Source organism: Teredinibacter purpureus (assembly GCF_014217335.1).
Taxonomy (GTDB): Bacteria; Pseudomonadota; Gammaproteobacteria; order Pseudomonadales; family Cellvibrionaceae; genus Teredinibacter; species Teredinibacter purpureus.
Genome location: NZ_CP060092.1, coordinates 4341814 through 4355404, shown reverse-complemented (window position 1 = coordinate 4355404; position 13591 = coordinate 4341814). Strand labels below are relative to the sequence as shown.

11 protein-coding genes are annotated in these 13591 nt (G+C 47.1%); 3 read left to right on the top strand and 8 right to left on the bottom strand.

The features are described 5' to 3' along the window. Window positions 1–21 precede the first annotated feature (21 nt). From H5647_RS19390 to miaE, 8 genes are all read right to left on the bottom strand, one after another. The gene (locus H5647_RS19390; protein ID WP_045860669.1) at window positions 22–3186 is read right to left on the bottom strand and encodes a TonB-dependent receptor; all 3165 of its coding nucleotides are present in this window, start codon (window positions 3184–3186) and stop codon (window positions 22–24) included. A gap of 506 nt (window positions 3187–3692) precedes the next feature. Then, window positions 3693–4478 (bottom strand): type IV pili methyl-accepting chemotaxis transducer N-terminal domain-containing protein, encoded by a 786-nt coding sequence (locus tag H5647_RS19385; RefSeq protein ID WP_045860668.1) that lies wholly within the window; start codon window positions 4476–4478, stop codon window positions 3693–3695. A 532-nt stretch (window positions 4479–5010) separates the two neighbouring features. Then, entirely contained in the window at window positions 5011–5544 is a 534-nt protein-coding gene (locus tag H5647_RS19380; protein ID WP_045860667.1) for a DUF2058 domain-containing protein, read from the bottom strand. A gap of 12 nt (window positions 5545–5556) precedes the next feature. Beyond that, window positions 5557–6543: a glycoside hydrolase family 5 protein gene (locus H5647_RS19375; protein WP_045860666.1), complete on the bottom strand. Its 987-nt coding sequence runs from the start codon at window positions 6541–6543 to the stop codon at window positions 5557–5559. A gap of 94 nt (window positions 6544–6637) precedes the next feature. Next, window positions 6638–7477, bottom strand: coding sequence for a CPBP family intramembrane glutamic endopeptidase (locus H5647_RS19370; protein ID WP_045860665.1), 840 nt, complete (start codon window positions 7475–7477; stop codon window positions 6638–6640). 2 nt (window positions 7478–7479) lie between these two features. Beyond that, window positions 7480–8241, bottom strand: a complete 762-nt coding sequence (locus tag H5647_RS19365) for a sulfite exporter TauE/SafE family protein (protein WP_045860664.1) — start codon at window positions 8239–8241, stop codon at window positions 7480–7482. Further along, on the bottom strand, window positions 8234–9472 hold the full coding sequence (locus tag H5647_RS19360) for a hypothetical protein (RefSeq protein WP_045860663.1): 1239 nt from the start codon (window positions 9470–9472) through the stop codon (window positions 8234–8236). The genes H5647_RS19365 and H5647_RS19360 overlap by 8 nt, the downstream gene beginning before the upstream one ends. Continuing rightward, window positions 9472–10044: a tRNA-(ms[2]io[6]A)-hydroxylase gene (gene miaE / locus H5647_RS19355; RefSeq protein WP_045860662.1), complete on the bottom strand. Its 573-nt coding sequence runs from the start codon at window positions 10042–10044 to the stop codon at window positions 9472–9474. The genes H5647_RS19360 and miaE overlap by 1 nt, the downstream gene beginning before the upstream one ends. Before the next feature lie 125 nt (window positions 10045–10169). Between miaE and fabV the strand changes: the two genes are divergently transcribed. The 3 genes from fabV to dapA all read left to right on the top strand — a co-directional run bounded on the left by fabV (window position 10170) and on the right by dapA (window position 13576). Beyond that, the gene (gene fabV, locus H5647_RS19350) at window positions 10170–11372 is read left to right on the top strand and encodes an enoyl-ACP reductase FabV (protein ID WP_045860661.1); all 1203 of its coding nucleotides are present in this window, start codon (window positions 10170–10172) and stop codon (window positions 11370–11372) included. A 161-nt stretch (window positions 11373–11533) separates the two neighbouring features. Beyond that, a complete protein-coding gene (locus H5647_RS19345; RefSeq protein ID WP_045860660.1) occupies window positions 11534–12577 on the top strand; it encodes an NADP(H)-dependent aldo-keto reductase in 1044 nt (347 codons plus the stop codon). A 120-nt stretch (window positions 12578–12697) separates the two neighbouring features. Continuing rightward, a complete protein-coding gene (gene dapA / locus H5647_RS19340; RefSeq protein WP_045860659.1) occupies window positions 12698–13576 on the top strand; it encodes a 4-hydroxy-tetrahydrodipicolinate synthase in 879 nt (292 codons plus the stop codon). The last annotated feature ends 15 nt before the right edge of the window (window positions 13577–13591 follow it).

Sequence of the window (13591 nt, the reverse complement as noted above, 5' to 3'; positions counted from 1 at the left end):
GACGAGGCGTCAGGTATTGTTTTAGAAAGAGAGATTTACACCGAGGGTGTAGCGCGCTTCTTGTACCCATAATGAATGGAATTGGTCCTCAAACTGGGTGTAGCTTTTGCGGCTAGTCTCGGTAAGGTTGGTTCCATTAAGGAAGAAACTAACGTTCTCATTCATCCAATAGCTGGCAGAAATATCTAAGTAGCCTGTTGGTTCTAACCAGCGGCCAAGATTCAGTACTGTCGCGTTTGAGTTTACGCCCGCACGCTCTAGGTATTCTTTGCTGCGCCAGTTGTAGGCCATACGTAGGTTAAGGCCATCTTTGTCGTACCAAAGAATAAGGTTTGATTGATGCTCTGAGTTAGACGGTAATGGGAAGGCGTTGCCTTCAATATCTTCACTGCCAGAATCACTCTGTGAATAGGTGTAGTTAAGTTCGATACCGGTTGAGCTTAAGAAATCGCCTGGCAACATAGTAAAGGGTTGCTTGTACCCCATTTCGATACCGTAAAGATCAGAAGCACCGACGTTGCGCGTGGTCCATACATTGGCGTAACGATTACGGTTAATACCGTCCATATCCGCGTAGTTACGTTGCTCTTGTAGGTTTTCAACCGAGGATTCAACGTCGATTAAGAACATGCCAACACCCAGAATAGCGTTGTCAGCAAAGTACCATTCGGCCGAGGTGTTGTAGACGTTAGCAAGCCAAGGGGATATTTCGGGGTTACCGCGGTCATTACCACCGCCTACGCAACCAACGGTGTCTTGAACTTGACCGTCAGATGTTGGGTCAAGCACCATTACGGGCTCACCATTTTCATCGGTTTTAGGGCATTGCTGCAACCAGACCGTCAAGCTTGAACCTACGTTTTCCAAATCGTTTCGGGTCATGGTTCTGGCGGCGCCAAAACGTACTACCCAGTCGTCATGTGGAAACAGGTTTAAGTTAACAGAAGGCAATAATTCAGTTGCGCTATTTTCGAAGGTTTCAGTGGTATAAACGTAAGCAATTTTCTGCCAGTCGTCGTAGCCGATAGAGTTGAACGAATCGAGTACTTCAGGCACTACACTTTTTTCCACAGTACGGTCAGTAACAATGGCTTGAAGGCCGATGTTACCGCTATACGGAATGCCGAATAGCCCAGTGGATTCATTGGCGAAATTAAGCTGTGCGTAAGCGTTGGTAGAGGCTTCTTCTACACCATAGGTATAGCCGGGGTCGTTAACGGTACGCGTGCCGGGGTACAAGCGGTTCATGAACGCGTAGGGGTTATCCCAGTTTTCGGGGTCGAGAGAGGCAACGCCATTTTCAAACCCTGTGATAGGGCCAAAATCTGAAAAAGAAACCGTGTCTTCTGCGGTAAAACCGTTATCGGGTAAGCCACCTACATCAATCAAGCTGGAGTTTGTTTCACTGTAATCGAACTTCAACCAGTTGGGGTATTTTTGCCAAGCAAGGTTGCCGGGTAGTAAGCGGTAGCGCTTGTCGGCAGGTACTCGGGGATCTTCCCAGTCGGTGTAACGGCCAGTGGGAGTCACGTAGTAAAACTGGTTGTGGTCCGCAGTTCTTACGCCGTAACGAACACCACCTTGAACAGACTCTAAATAATCATTTTCGAATTCAAAGGTCACGTCTGCGCGTATGGCGCTTAGGTCGGCGTTGGTGTTGTAGCCTTCAGCAAAGCCCTGATACTGCTTTAACAGGCTGGCATCCGACAGGTCATCGGCATAACTAAATGAAGGGTAATCGCCGGTGTAATCTACGGTAACGCGGTAACCGTCGACAGGGTCTTTACCGTCTACATCATTCTCGTCCACCCACAGCCATGCGGGGGTGCCTTGCTGAAAAGAGGCTTTACGGTACTGTTTTTCGGCTTCGGCATGTATTACGCGGACGCTTGCAGACACGTTATCGTTGTTGGTGTAGGAAAGTTCAATGTTGCTGTTAATGGCGGCTGTTTTATTGATTTCATTCGATGAAGTCGTTTGAAAGTCAGCGGCCCATACATCGGCTACGAGTAATGTGTGAAGTTCTGGTGATTGCTCAACACCATTCACATCGGTGTAGTGGATGGTGGCACCATCGCCGACGATAGTGGTTGGCTGCAGTGTGTCAAAGAGGTTTTCAGAGAGACGTTGGCTAGGAACCCCCTCCTCACCTGCATCGTCTCTTTGGAAAGAGAAAGGTGTTTCGCCAGCGTTAAAACCTGCTTTTACGCCGCGGTCATATTGATCCATTTCGGTGTAGAAAACGTCTGAACGAATTGACCAGTTGTCGTTGAAGTCAAACTGGGCACTAATCGAACCCCCTAGGCGGTCGCGCTCCATAAAGTTGCTACCGGCACCGTATTGTTCGGGCACGATATACCAGTCGTTCAAGAGATCGCCGTCACCGTCTAAATCGAGAGGATCGGTAGGTGTACCACCTTCCTCATCGAGAAACGCGAGAGCCTGTGTTTCCCACATGGAGTAGTTGGCGGCGTAAGAGTTCGCAATATAGGCACTACCAACAATAGAAAAGTTTTCGTCGTTGTTATATCCGAGTACAACAGCCAGGCTAGTGTCCGGGTCGCGCAGGCTGGTGGAACCGTCTGCTTTAGTTTCTTCGTTTGAACGAGAACCCATGCCAGCTTCGATGCGTGCACGGCCCGTAAAGCCAGCATCCAATGAGGATGGGTCTAGCGTTTTAAGATCCACAACGCCGGAAATACCGCCGGCCAAAGCAGCAGCGGATTGCGATTTGTAAACGTCCACACCACTGATCATGCCCGCGGGCACATCAGAATAGTTGGCTTGTACGCTGGTAATCGACCAAGGGCTAAGGAACTGCTCACCGTTAAGTGTGGTGAGAACTTGCGGCATACCGCGGATGTTAAGCACGGTACCTTCACCGGCTTCACGGCTAATTTGCACGCCCGTCACACGCTGAAGTGAATCGGTAATGGTAACGTCAGGCATTTTACCAATGTCTTCTGCAACAATTGAGTCGACCACGTTAGCTGAGTTGCGTTTGATGTCGATGGCCTTGGCTTGAGATGCGCGCACCCCCGTTACCAGAACTTCTTCTTCAAACAACAATTCTTCTGAAGGGTTAGGGACTCCGTCTTGTGCGTAAAGCGGTGTGCTGGACATCGCACAGCTTATGGCGACTGCCAGAGCTTTCTTCCTAGTTAGGATCCTACGGGGGGTTAGCATATTGCGCTTCCTCATATTGTTATCTTTTTCAGTGATTCAAAAGTGGTGTCAGCTCGCTTGCTGAAAAATACATAGCGTTCTGTAGGGCTGGTTAGAGGCTCTTTCGGTGAAAGAATTGGAGGGGGCAATCAACTCGATAGAGGTAATGAGCACATCCAATAGTTCGCATAACGGCCTAATTAACGGCAGGAATGCTCCCGCAGTAGTTATTCATTAGTTTTGTAGGTTGATTAGTGGCCATATGGCGTTATATTCAACCTAGGTGGCGCGAGTGTAACCGATTACAATAGACGTTGCTAGAGGTTTATTGGCGCTATATATTTCTTTTTTGTTGTTTCTCTTGGAAGGATCGAAATTGCTGTACTGGCCTGACGGCCAGTATTTTAGGGGGTTTAAGGGAGGGTGAGCCAATGCTCAGGCCTTTTAGGCGCGGTAAATGTAGAGACTTAAATAAAAGTAAGTTTCTTGATCTAGATGCTGGTACTTAGGTGCTAGCACAGTTTGTGTCAGCGAATGGCAATATCCTGTGTATCGAGCAATTTTGCGTACATTCTGGTAATTTCGTCCATATTTCTTAGCATGATATCCGTCGTGCCGGTAATGACAAAAATGAGCCTGTCTCCCTTTAGCGTCATATCGCCATCGAAGCCTTTGGAGGCATACTCGAGGTGACCTTCGGTCTTGAGGATTTTGCGTAAAATATCGTCAGTATTGATGTCGCTTTCTTTCAGGTATTTCAGCATTAGTTCGTATTCAGCGAGATCGGAGTAAAGGTTTTGCAGTGCCTCGCCGTCATCTATTTGCCAGTAATAGGCGAGGTAGTTCTTCGCTATTCGTTGTGACAACATGCGTTGCCGTCCAGAAATGTTAACGAGTTCGGCGTTAGAGGAATTGGCCAGTTTTTCGAGTTTTCCTACGTAGCGATGGGCAGCGGTTAGGAGCGTGATACTTATGTCGTTAAGTTTGGCGGCATTTTTTTTGGAAACAGGCCCGGTTGCGACAGGCTTGAAGGTATTCCACTGTTCGCGAACGTCGATCAAATCGCGCATGAGAGGGGAGGCCTCGCGCATTTTGAGTAGGTTGTCGAGATTAACTTGGAATTCAGCGACACATTTGCGTAGCTGTTTTTGGTAGCGCACATTTTCGGGTTGAATGCCGGTAAGAATAAATGACTGGGTAATTCGCTGCGATAGCATTCGTTGACGGCCTGCGACGTTAATCGCATCACCCATTGTTAGGGCGAGCGTTTCACTGGCGAAAAACATCAACAATAACAGCGTAATAGATTTCATGATTGTATCCTTTTATCGTTAATTAAATACCGTATAGCAGGAATTAGACCAATAATTACGGAGGATATAGATGGCGCGCAAACCCGCTGATATTCCGGTGTGTTGGTGATGGCAATTGACAAAGTATTTTTAACACGACAAATATCGTTACAAAACGGGCTTAAAGGGTGCGTGGTTGTTACCGCCAGCATTTTTTTGGTGCGAAACTATAGCCGCCTGTATGGCGCTTAATAATTGGTGACAATTTTAAGTCTACATTGATCGAAAATCGGCTATGTGAAGGTACGGCTATAAATTTTTTTTTGTCGTTATTAATGGGTATAAAGGCTTGAGAGGGGCGTGGTGATTAACGACGATCGGAGCGCTATTTGTGGTTATTGCGAGTTTATAGTTTGCAGGTGCTTATGCGTTTATGGCTCGATAAAAATCTTGCGGTGTAGCTTTTGTGGGTGCTGTCAGGCGGTTTACAGCCTTGAGCTAAGGGAAGAGCGATTACGGTTTAGTGGTAACGTGTTCCGTAATCGCTAGAGGTTTACCACATTAGATCATCAGGAATTTGATAGTCGGCATAAGGGTCGTCGTCTTCAATAGTGTTGTTTCGTTCGGCGAGTGAAATAATGGCGCCGTCATCGCGTTGGGATATTTTCTCCGCAATAACGGCTGGCACTAGCTCGTAGCCTTCGTCCAAACGCACTACCGCTATTTGCCCTCGAGATAATTGATCTTGTAGCTTCCCATTGATATAGATTTTTTTGATTAGCTTGCCGTCACTAAAATTAAACGCAATGTCACCGTCTCGTCGAATCGCATTAGTGGTAATTAGTTGTCGTATCTGAGCCAGAATAGCCTTCTGTTGGGCCTTCGCATTACGTTCAGCGTTCAGCTGGCGGTCGCGCTCTGTTTTTTCGGCCAGTACTTTTTTTGCCTGTTCTTTCGTTTCGTCTATGATTGGCTGTGACGATTTTCGATCAACGCGTTTTTTTTTCGCCTTGTCTTTTTTGGCTTTTTTGGCTGTCTTTTCGTTTACCAGCCCAGCGTTTAATAATTGGTCTTGCAAGCTACTCATTGTGAGGATCTCTTACCAGTTTGAAATAATTTTTTTCAAGTATAAACCGTTTTTAGTTAGGTCGTCATCGGTCCATTTTCCGTCGGGTTTAGTATTGGGTTTTAATATGGAGGCGCCTTCTTTTTTGTTGTGCATAGACCACGTACAAAAACTGAGTTCATGTTTCTTAATAAAGGTTAGCCATTCCTCAACACTTTCGGTCGCGACATCACCATCGCCATCGGCATTAACGGTACCCCACTCGGTGACCATTAGCGCAATACCTTTGTTGAGTGCAATTTCGGCTTTGTCTCGAAGTTCTTGCTTATGAGTACCAGCGTAAAAGTGTAGTGCATACGCGATGTTATCGTAACCTGTGATCGGCGCGTTAGCGGCTATATCAACATCTTGTGACCACGTTTGGGTGCCAACGACGATCAAATTGTCCGGATCAATTTTTCGAATTGCGGCAATTACAGTTTCTGCGTAAGGTTTGATGGTCGTTTTCCAGTCGGTGTTATCGAGTGGTTCGTTATAGATTTCATAAATAACATTGGGATGTTTGCCGTACTGAGTAGCGATGCGCGAGAAAAACTCAATGGCTAGATCTGGGCGATCTTCGGCATGATGGGTGTGCCAGTCGATAATAACATAGAGCCCTTCTGCGATGGCGGCATCGGCGAGCGCAGAGGCTCGCTGGTAGTTACCCTTAGGGTCTTCGTTGTAGCCGCCAGGGCCTTCTCCGCCTATAGCGGCGCGAATTAGGCTAGCGTTCCATTCGGTTTTTAGGTGGCGAACAACATCTGAATTATAAAATATTTCTGCACCCCAGCCAGTATTGCTCCAAAAGAAGCTTGGCCCCGCTAGAGATGCGGTATTGCCTTGGCTGCCAACTATTTTATTGCCTACAACGGCTAAATGGCCGTAGGTCTCTACTGGGCTTTTTGAAAAAGCGTTTGCGGCCAGGAATATCAGTAGCAGGCTCAGTAGTTTTTGAGGCGTACACTTAAGGTATTTCATAGGGTGAATCTCTAGAGTTATGGCGGTTAATTGAGTATTTTAGCGGCTACTTAGTCGCATTTGTGTCAAGGCGTTGCTGATCACTATTATGAGATTATGGCCAAAATTGAGAGGGTAACCCGTTTTTTTGCAGGAGCGATGCGATATCCATGCTGACGGCTATTCCCGCATGGACAAAAAAACCACCCCAAATTGAGCGAGATCGAAGCGCGAGAATCCCTAGAAATAATCCGAATAAAATGGCGCCTGCGGCTTCAGGCCAGAGTTTAGGGAAATGGATCATAAGGTAGGGTACGCACATTATCCAAACAGCATTCGCACCTATTGCGGGACGAAGAGCGTTGAGAATAAACCCTCGAAAAAAAAATTCGAGGCAAATGAATTGTGTTAGGTAGAGTATTTCCCACGCAAAAAAATCAAACCAACTACGGCCAGCTTGTTTGTAAAAGGGGTAGTGGCTGCCGAAGTCTTCTCGAAAACTCACTAAAAAAACAAAGAGTAATATGGGTAATAGTAAGAGTGCGTAGCCTTTCCAGTGCTGAGCCGTATCGGCAAAGCGCCATCCCATACTCGAAAAATTTTCTTTTAGTTTATATCGAATAACAAGGTAGGGTAGCGCTACGTAGCCAATTATATGCCAGAAGGTCCACCAACTATAGGACATGAGTTGCATATAGCTACTGCGATTAAATTGAGCGGCCCAGTAATGGCTGGGTTTATCTTGCCAATGCGCCAACTGAATTAAAAATGCTTGCAAGCTTGAATACAGCTTTAAATAGTGAATGGAGAGTAAGCAAACAGAGACGCAGGCGAGTGTCCAGAATATTCTTCGTTGGCTTTCGCGACGATTGAGCGTGTACGAAGGCTTTTCGTCATCAATGTTATCGAGAGCGGTAAAAATGTTACGAGGATCGAGCAAAAAGCGTTTATTCATGGTTAAGCACTCATAATTAATGAAATGCCGACCAAAATGGTGACTATTTCGAAGACTCGTTTAATAAAAGGATTTCCGTATTTGACGGCAATATGGGCGCCGCCGTACCCCCCAATAAGTGAGCCTAGAAGTAACATGGGCAACCAAGGCCATTTTACTGGGGTCAGTAAGGCTAAGGTTAGTGCGCCGGTACCATTCCAAAACAATCCTACTAAAATCATAGTGTAAGCGGTCGCTCGTTTATAGTCGTAGCCAAACCAGCTTACGAGCCAAATAGTCACAAAAAGCCCCGTTCCGGATGTTAACGATCCATTGAAAAAACCTAATAAAAATAGCCCGCAAGCACCTACTATGTAGCCTTTCCAGCCTCGGTTTTTAGGCCGGTAATGTTGGCCCAGTTTATTCCGAAAAAAAGAATAGAGGCCAAGGCTAATGGTTAGTACACCGAGCGCTATTTTGGCAATGGTCTCGGGAATACTTAATATAGTATTGGCCCCAAGCACTACGCCGGGCAAACCTGCGGTCAGCATTAATAGGGCGAAAGGTAAACGGGTATGTCGCTCTTGTGCATGTTTTAAGGTTGCGCCTGCGCCGAGCGCAACGGTCGCAATTTTATGTGTTGCTAACGCCATGGAAAAGGGCAAACCCAAAAAAATGAGCGCTGGGAGTTGCAGTAAGCCAGCGCCGCCGCCTGCCATTGCCGAGAGGCCGTTTGACAAGAGCGATACTGTGAGCAGCATAACTTGTTCGTAAAAATCAGTCATGGCAACTGTCGTTAATATGGTTGTTAAGCGTTTGAATGGAGGGCAGCAATGGTTGAGCGGGGTAGAGGCTTTGTTGTAGATGATGTATAAATTTTAAGGTGATAAATGCGTCGAACCATTGATGGAACTGCTTACAAAAAGCGTCGAAGCTTCGGCATTGTCGAATGGCGTGTTCGAAAAACTTTGCACTGTTGACCGCTCTAGCAGCGCTGTTTAGGGCGGCGGGTATGCACGTCGCGGGGTTCTCCCCAGTGTCGAGCGCGGCCCAGAATGTAGGGAGCAACGCTAGCCATTGTTTTAAACAGGAGAAAACAGCGGGGTGATAATAGCAATAGTCTTCTGATGGATTGTCGAGTTGCCGTATTTTAGCAACGGCTGGGCCGGTGCCGAATGGCACTCGATCTGATTCTCTCGCGGTGATACTAATACAAATTTCGTGTTGGAAGTGCACGGTGCCCAATTTGGCGAGTTTATTTAATAAATAAAAATCTTCACCGCCTGCGCGTTTAGGAAAGCCCCTTGCTTGACAGTATTGTTCAATAGAAAACCCAAGTGTACTGCCAAGAGTGTAGAACGCGTAAGGTGAGCCTGCGAAATCTAGGCCGCGACGAAAATACTTTAAGGCTTTTTCGTATAACTGCGTCGCGTTAAAACACGGATCGTTTTGGTCGTCTGTATCTTTGATATGGGTGAAATCGAAAACTACTGCACTGGTGTTTTGGGGGTTGTGTTGCTGGCACGCAGAAAAGTAGTGAGAGGGCAATTGTGCGTCGGCGTCAGTAGAAAGCACCAGAGCGTTGTTGAGTTGTTGTGTGTGGTAGAGCGAGCAGGCAATGTCGGCACCAATTTTTCTCGCGAGCCCAACTCCTTGGTCGGCGGGAATGGGTGTGCGGCTATATCGATCAACGATGAGTAGATGGCAGTTGCTATGGCTGTGTAAACTTAAATGTTGGTGGCACCAGGTCGTGCGTGCAAATACGTTTTTGGCTTTAGCTGCGAGCTGAGCATTAAGCGTCGTATCGTATTGGGTGTTGGGCTGGTTGATAACCAGTATTAGCAGTATAGGGTTGGTGTTGTCGGAAAAACGTTCGACAAATTGCTGTAGAAAATAGGCTTTTTCGTCTCGAACCGGAATAACAACGCAATATTCAAATACGGTTGGCGGAAAGTCGAGGAGGGCATGGGCTTCCGGTTCGCTGTAACGGGAAAGGTATTTGCCCACATTACTCATTAATGCAAGGCCGCAATAATCGGGAGAGATTCCACAATTGCCGCTTCTAGCTCGAGTAGTTCATTCAGCCGATGGTTAACAACCTTTGTTGGGAAGTAATTATGCGCAAGCTTTTCGAATAAGTCTTCGTGTCGAGATTCCGATTCGGTAATCGCGATATAAAACTCTTTCAGTTCCCCTGTAGGAAGGGCGTCTGCGACTAAGCCAAAACGTTCGCAGCCTCTCGCTTCAATCACGCTGCCAAGTAACAGTCGATCGAGCAAGTAAACATCGGTTCCCTTGCGAGAGTGCTGGCGTAAGGCGTTGACGTAGGGGTCGCGCGTGTCGGGGCCGAGTTGCAAACCTCGTTTCATCAGGATTTTGACCACCTCGCGAAAGTGAGCCATTTCTTCGATACTCAGATCGATCATTGCCGTAACAATGTCAGGCTTGTCTGGGTAGTGGGACACCATTGAATTGGCCATTCCCGACGCTTTTTTTTCGGCGGCGGCATGATCGATCAAAAAAGCATCGAAATCGGCTAGTACGGTTTGTGTCCAGATTGGGCTGGTTTTGTAGCGTAGTTCAAACATTGTAATTATGCGTTACGGTTGGTTCAGGTATAATGCGCGGCTGCGAAAGCACTAGTATACCGTATAGCGGTACAGCTTGGTGCTTGAAGAATCTGCTTAAAAAACAATAGCCTCAGGACAACAGTATGATTATCAAACCAAAAGTTCGTGGATTTATCTGTACCAACTCTCATCCGAAAGGCTGTGCCGCCAGTGTGCAGGAACAAATCAAGTTCATTAAATCTCAGCCTGCTATCGAAAATGGTCCAAAGAATGTATTGGTAATTGGCGCATCTACAGGTTATGGCTTGGCTTCACGTATTACCGCGGCATTTGGTTGCGGTGCTAAAACCTTGGGTTTGTTTTTTGAGAAAGCGCCGAGTGAGCGTAAAACGGGAACCGCAGGCTATTACAATACTGCAGCCTTCCATGCGGCTGCAGAAGAGGCTGGTTTATGGGCGAAAAGCATGAATGGCGATGCGTTCTCGCACGCAGCGCGTAAAAACGCGATTGATGTAATTAACGCCGATATGGGCAAAATTGATTTGGTGGTCTATAGCTTGGCATCTCCGCGTCGCCAAGACCCCGATACGGGTGACGTCTATTCCTCCACGTTAAAGCCTATTGGCAAAACGTACACGTCGAAAGGGTTGAACACCGATACGCTAAAAATATCCGAAACTTCTATTGAGCCCGCGAATGAAGAAGAAATTGCTGGCACCGTAAAAGTGATGGGCGGTGCCGATTGGGAATTTTGGATGAAGGCGTTGAGTGAGGCGAATGTGTTGGCTGACGGCTGTAAAACGGTCGCTTATACGTATTTAGGGGAAAAGCTGACGTGGCCTATTTATGGGCACGCCACAATCGGTAAAGCCAAAGAAGATTTAGATCGTGCCGCGACAGCCATTACAGCCTCATTGTCCGACATTGGTGGTAGTGCCAATGTCTCGGTATTAAAAGCCGTCGTAACGCAGGCGAGCTCGGCCATTCCTATCATGCCGTTATATCTTTCTATTTTATTTAAGGTTATGAAAGAAGAGGGTAGTCATGAAGGGTGTATTCAGCAATTAAGCCGCCTATTTTCTGAGTGTTTATATAGCGATACGCCTCGCTTAGATGATGCCAACCGTTTTCGTGTTGATGAGCTTGAGTTGTCCGCTAGCGTGCAAGATAAAGTTGAGCAGATTTGGGCGAAAGTTACAGAAGAAAACCTTTTCGATACCACTGATTTTAAGGGCTACCAAGAGGAGTTCTTGCAGTTGTTTGGTTACGGGTTTGAAGGCGTGGACTACGAAGAAGATTTGAGCCCGCTCGTGTCATTACCCTTGGTTGAGCCGGTAACGGAATAGAGCGTTGTTGGCTCTTTTTTTATAAACCGCTAGGCAGGTGTCGTGCCCCTAGCGGTTTTCGCTTTTCAGCTAGCCGCACTTTGTTCTTTTAGTTTTTAGCCTTGCCTGTTTTGACCGAAAATCGGCATATTCATTGATATCTTAATCGTAAGGCCCGCTTCATGAAATACCGTAAATTAGGTCGATCTGGTATCGACGTCAGCGAAATTTGTTTGGGGAGTATGACGTGGGGAGAGCAAAATACAGAGCAAGAAGGGTGTGCTCAGATGGATTTTGCGGTTGAGAAAGGCGTTAATTTCTTTGATGTAGCGGAAATGTACTCGGTGCCTCCACGCCCTGAAACGTTTGGCCGATCTGAAGAAATTATGGGAAATTGGTTGGCAAACCGGGGCGCACGAGATCAGCTAGTGCTGGCCTCTAAAGTCACTGGCCGTAGCGAACGGAATTCGGGCGTGGACCATATTCGCAATGGTGCTCGATTATCACGTGATCAAATATTCTCGGCCATTAACGGTTCTCTTAAGCGTCTGAAAACCGATTATCTGGACCTGTACCAAGTGCACTGGCCCGAACGGCAGACCAATTTTTTTGGGGTATTGGGATACGAGCATGGTAACGACGACGGTGTAAGCATAGAGGAAACCTTATCGGCGTTGCACGAATTAGTTGAACAGGGGAAGGTTCGACACATTGGTATTTCTAACGAAACACCTTGGGGTATAAGTGAGTATTTACGTATTGCGAAGGAAAAAGGTTGGTCTCGAGTGGTCAGTATTCAAAACCCCTATAATTTACTGAATAGAACTTTCGAAGTGGGCTGTTCGGAGTTTTCGATACGCGAACAGGTAGGGTTGCTTGCTTACTCTCCGTTAGCGTTTGGTGTGCTTACCGGTAAATATTTACATGGGGCGCAGCCTGAAGGGGCTCGATTAACCTTGTACGATCGTTTTACGCGTTACGGTAAAGCGAATGTCGAGGACGCTATAGGCGCTTATGTGTGCTTAGCGCGAGATCACGCGTTAAACCCTGCCCAAATGGCGTTAGCCTATGTGAATAGTCGTGACTTTGTAACATCCAATATTGTCGGCGCGACCAGCGTCGAACAGTTAGCCTGTAACCTCGAGAGCGTGGAATTGACGTTGAGTGACGAGGTTATAGTGGCAATAGAGGCTATCCATCAGCGTTATCCTAATCCATCGCCTTAAAGAGTAGCCTAAACACGCTTTTATTACGGCGCTAGGCGCGTTAGTAGTTGAGTGTGAACGCTTGCGCCAGTACCATTGACGCCCTTACTTTAACTACCCCAGAATTAGCGGAGATATCTTATGTTTAGAGGCAGCATGGTCGCACTCGTGACCCCAATGAAAGCGGATAACTCGCTCGATTGGGATGCCTTGCATAAGCTCGTCGAGTGGCACATTGAAAAAGGTACTCACGCTATTGTTGCGGTGGGCACTACGGGCGAAAGCGCCACCTTAAACATGGGTGAGCATGCCGATGTTATTCGAAAAGTCGTAGACCAAGTGAAGGGTAGGGTCCCGGTAATTGCAGGTACAGGGGCTAACTCTACGTCCGAAGCGCTAGAACTCACTCAAGCAGCGAAAGACGCTAAAGCCGATGCTTGCTTATTGGTCACACCCTACTATAACAAGCCTTCACAAGAAGGGTTGTACCTTCATCATAAAGTTATCGCCGAATCCGTTGCGATACCGCAGCTGCTTTACAATGTACCGGGTCGAACGGCGGTCGATATGTTGCCTGAGACTGTTTCAAGATTGGCCGTTATCGATAATATTGTCGGTATTAAAGAAGCAACTGGCAGCATGGAGCGGTTGCAAGCGTTACAAGCGGTTACGCAGGATGATTTTTTGTTTATATCCGGTGACGACGGCACCGCGTTAGAATTTATGCGTTTAGGTGGATGTGGTGAAATATCCGTAACGGCTAATGTCGTACCTGACTTAACCTCAAAAATGTGTGAACTGGTGTTGGAAGGCAAGGTCGAAGAGGCGCGTGAAATCGATGAGCGCTTAGCGTCGTTACATAGTGCCTTGTTTTTGGAGGCCAATCCCATTCCGGTTAAATGGGCGGTAGCACGCATGGGGTTGATGGGTAACGCTATTCGGTTGCCACTTACACCCTTAGCAGAATCTTATCGCGGTATATTAGAGCAAGCCATGCGTGACGCGGGCGTTACACTTTAATACCACTGACGACAC

Coding starts and splice junctions, on each gene's coding strand:
- H5647_RS19390 (WP_045860669.1), bottom strand. CDS start 3,186: ATGCTAACCCCCCGTAGGATCCTAACTAGGAAGAAAGCTCTGGCAGTC.
- H5647_RS19385 (WP_045860668.1), bottom strand. CDS start 4,478: ATGAAATCTATTACGCTGTTATTGTTGATGTTTTTCGCCAGTGAAACG.
- H5647_RS19380 (WP_045860667.1), bottom strand. CDS start 5,544: ATGAGTAGCTTGCAAGACCAATTATTAAACGCTGGGCTGGTAAACGAA.
- H5647_RS19375 (WP_045860666.1), bottom strand. CDS start 6,543: ATGAAATACCTTAAGTGTACGCCTCAAAAACTACTGAGCCTGCTACTG.
- H5647_RS19370 (WP_045860665.1), bottom strand. CDS start 7,477: ATGAATAAACGCTTTTTGCTCGATCCTCGTAACATTTTTACCGCTCTC.
- H5647_RS19365 (WP_045860664.1), bottom strand. CDS start 8,241: ATGACTGATTTTTACGAACAAGTTATGCTGCTCACAGTATCGCTCTTG.
- H5647_RS19360 (WP_045860663.1), bottom strand. CDS start 9,472: ATGAGTAATGTGGGCAAATACCTTTCCCGTTACAGCGAACCGGAAGCC.
- miaE (WP_045860662.1), bottom strand. CDS start 10,044: ATGTTTGAACTACGCTACAAAACCAGCCCAATCTGGACACAAACCGTA.
- fabV (WP_045860661.1), top strand. CDS start 10,170: ATGATTATCAAACCAAAAGTTCGTGGATTTATCTGTACCAACTCTCAT.
- H5647_RS19345 (WP_045860660.1), top strand. CDS start 11,534: ATGAAATACCGTAAATTAGGTCGATCTGGTATCGACGTCAGCGAAATT.
- dapA (WP_045860659.1), top strand. CDS start 12,698: ATGTTTAGAGGCAGCATGGTCGCACTCGTGACCCCAATGAAAGCGGAT.